Here is a 2,986-nt window from a genome sequence, read left to right as displayed (position 1 = left end):
TGCGGGCGGACAGGTCAGACTCCGGATGGGCGGACAGTTAGCTCCGGGCTGACGGACACAAGTTCTCCGGACCGGTGGACACGTGATTTCCGGCTCAGCGGACAGCGGGGTTGCGACACGCCCGATTAGGAATACGGAAAGGTCTCTTCCGACAAGTTGGCTTGCTTTTGGCCCAGCAAGTCAATTGAAGATCGGAAGAGACCCGTGACCAAGTCTGGCATGGACGTGATGGAAATTCTCGAGGCATACGACCTTACAAAAAGTGCGCACTCGGCCGCGGTGTTGGTCGGCTGCGACGAGAAGACTGTGACCCGGTATGTCGCTCTGCGCGATTCCGGCCGCGATGTTGCCGAGCGCGAACGGCGGACACGGGTGATCGACCCGTTCCTCGCGAAGATCGAGGAGCTGGTGGACAAGTCCCACGGCCAGATCCGTGCCGACGTGGTGCACGAACGGGTGCAGGCGATGGGGTTCGCCGGCACCGACCGGACCACCCGCCGCGCGGTCGCCGAGGCGAAGCAGGCTTACCGCGACGGGCATCGGCGTCGCTATCGGCCGTGGATCCCGGATCCGGGGTACTGGCTGCAATTCGACTGGGGCGAAGGACCACGTGTCGCCGGTCGGCGCACGCAGTTGTTCTGCGCCTGGCTGTCGTGGTCACGGTTCAGGGTGGTGTTGCCGGCGTGGGATCAGCAACTACCCACGCTGATCGCCTGCCTGGACACGACGCTGCGCCGGATCGGCGGTGCGCCAACGTATCTGCTCACCGACAATCCGCGCACGGTGACGATCGACCGGATTGCCGGGCTGCCGGTGCGCCACCCTGATGCGGTGGCCGCGGGCCGTCACTATGGTTGCGCGGTAAGGACTTGCGTGCCTTTCGATCCGGAGTCGAAGGGTGGCGCCGAGCACACCGTGAAGATCGCCAAGGCGGATCTGGTGCCGACCGAAGCGAACCTGCTGCCCGCGTACGAGAATTTCGCCGCGTTGGATTCCGCGTGTGCGCGGTGGTGCGACCAGATCAACGCCCGCCCGCACCGCGCGACCGGCGTGCCTCCGGTGGACCGGCTGGTCGAAGAGCTGCCGAAACTGCATGTGCTGCCGGACAACCCACACATCCTGGCGCTCGGCGAGGAACGCCTAGTCAACTCGGATCAGACGATCAGCTGGCACAACGTGCGCTACTCCACCCCCGACGGGCACCAAGGACGGCGGGTGTGGTGCCGAGTCTCCGGCGACGAACTCGTTATCGTCGCCCGCACCGCTACCGGTCTGGCCGAGGTTGCTCGGCATCGATTGTCGACGCCGGGGAATCCGCGCATCCTCGACGAGCACTACCCACACCATCCGGACGGGTCCACCCTGCGCACACCGAAACCCAAGCCGCGCACCGAGGCCGAGATCGACTTCCTCATGCTCGGTGACGGTGCCAACGCCTGGTTGACCGAGGCGGCAGCGACCGGTGTTGCGCGGATCCGCCGCAAGATGGGCCAGGCTGTCGAGCTCGCCCGTGTCCTCGGCACCGAGCGCGTGGATCGGGCGCTCGCCGTAGCGGCGGCAGCGGGCCGGTTCGACGACGGCGACCTGGTGTCGATCCTCGACCACCTCGCCGGCACGAACACCGGTACCTCGAATGTGGTGGGGATCGACGAAGCCCACTCGACGCAGCCGGGCACCGGTGGGTGGCGGAGGTTGGGCGCGTGAGCCGCAACGATCCACCACCGCTGCCGGACGAGCTGGCGAAGATCTGCACCCGGATGCGGCTGCCCTACCTGCGCAAGGCGGCACCCGATATTCTCGCCACGGCGCGGGCGCAACGCTGGGATCCTGCCGAGGTGGTCAGGGTGCTGTTGCAGGAGGAGGTCGTCGGCCGCGACGCCGCCACGCGGCGGATGCGCCGCAAGACGGCGAATTTCCCGACCGGCAAGACGTTTTCGTCGTGGCGGTCGGAGGAATCGTCGATCCCCGTCGCGACGCAGAACGCTCTCATGACCCTGGAATGGATCCACCGCCGCGAGAACTTGGCGGTAAGCGGCGCCTCGGGCACCGGCAAGTCGCATTTCGTGGAGGCGTTGGCGCACGTGGCGATCGAGGCAGATCTGCGGGTGTCCTGGTTCACCCTCGAAACCCTCACCGCCACAATCGGAAAGGCGAAGGCGGACGGATCGGTCGCGCGTACGGTGGCCAAGATCTGCGGCTGCGATCTCGTGGTGGTTGACGACATCGGCATGCTGCCCGCAGGGCAGGATGCCGCCGAAGCGTTCTACCGTGTGGTGGATGCAGCGTATGAAAGACGCAGTGTCGCTGTGACTTCCAATTTGCACCCGTCTGGTTTCGATTCGATCATGCCCAAGACATTGGCAACCGCCACAGTGGATCGGCTTTTACACCATTCGCATTTGGTTGCTACGAAAGGGGATTCGCACCGCCTCGCCGAAGCGCTTGCAGGAAAAGGCGTCCAACCCCTCGTCTGACCGACGGCGGTCAAGGTCAGCGCTCATTGTCGGTCGACGGTTTCGATGAACCCGAGGATGGGCCGTTGTTCACCTCGTCGGCGCTCGGCAGCGCCGGCGTGCGTGGCGGTCGGCCAGAATTCGATCTCCTCCGGCGAAGTAGCTGACGCGCGCTGGTCCCGGTGACGGCGTCGCGGTAGGCCCTGCGTCCGCCGAGCAAGACGAGCGTCGGAGTGCGCAAGGTCAAGACCGAGTCGTTCGGGAAGGTCGGCGCGAGGCCCCTGGTGCCGAGCGCGCGGAAGTCGTGTTACGCCCAGCGACGATGAGGTCGACGACCCGGATCCATCGCGCGTCGGGTAAGACGCCGACCACTGCGGTGGTTCTACGACGCCAGCGAAGCCATGATCACGTTGCTGTTCCGAATTACCCGACCCTCATCGCGTGCTGTCACGCCGGTCGATCCCGGAGTTCCGATGTCCATGGATCCGGAGAACTCGTGTCCGTCGACCCGGAGTTCCAACTGACCGTTGACA

General features: G+C 65.7%; 2 protein-coding genes. Both read left to right on the top strand.

The window, feature by feature from the left end; translation table 11 throughout:
• Positions 1-219 precede the first annotated feature (219 nt).
• Complete coding sequence (gene istA, locus FGL95_RS31930) at positions 220-1,704, top strand: IS21 family transposase (protein ID WP_240963480.1); 1,485 nt, start codon at positions 220-222, stop codon at positions 1,702-1,704.
• A gap of 53 nt (positions 1,705-1,757) precedes the next feature.
• The gene (gene istB, locus FGL95_RS31925) at positions 1,758-2,474 is read left to right on the top strand and encodes an IS21-like element helper ATPase IstB (RefSeq protein WP_169595016.1); all 717 of its coding nucleotides are present in this window, start codon (positions 1,758-1,760) and stop codon (positions 2,472-2,474) included.
• Positions 2,475-2,986: the final 512 nt, after the last annotated feature.

Source organism: Antrihabitans stalactiti, assembly GCF_012932915.1.
Taxonomy (GTDB): Bacteria; Actinomycetota; Actinomycetes; order Mycobacteriales; family Mycobacteriaceae; genus Antrihabitans; species Antrihabitans stalactiti.
Note: the sequence above shows the minus strand (reverse complement) of the source record. Positions and strands in the feature narration are given on the sequence as shown.